Annotated in this window: 1 protein-coding gene; it reads left to right on the top strand. The window is 74.6% G+C overall.

Going from position 1 to position 311, the window contains the following annotated elements; genetic code table 11:
* Window positions 1-311: glycoside hydrolase family 38 C-terminal domain-containing protein (locus J0695_RS41530; RefSeq protein ID WP_206969988.1), on the top strand; the 311-nt coding region annotated here is incomplete at both ends.

The raw sequence follows: 311 nt of genomic DNA, 5'->3' as shown, positions 1-311 counted from the left end.
GGGCTCATGCGCAGTCGCTGGGCGAGGGGCGCACCGCGGTTCTCGCCCAGTCGCCGGGGCTCGGCGCGGGACCGCTGGACGGTGCGGCCGTCCCGGAGCAGGGGGTTTCGGCCGACGCCTCCGCGGACGAGGGGGCCGTCCTCGACAACGGACTGCTGCGCGTCACCGTCGACCGGGACGGGCTGATCGCCTCCGTCCTCGACCTGGCGGCGGGCCGCGAGGTCCTGGTCCCCGGCCATCGGGCCAACCTCCTCCAGCTGCACCCGGACCACCCGAACAACTGGGACGCCTGGGACATCGACGTCCACTAC

The organism is Streptomyces beijiangensis (assembly GCF_017315755.1).
In the GTDB taxonomy this organism is placed as follows: Bacteria; Actinomycetota; Actinomycetes; order Streptomycetales; family Streptomycetaceae; genus Streptomyces; species Streptomyces beijiangensis.
This window is presented reverse-complemented; position numbering and strand designations above follow the sequence as displayed.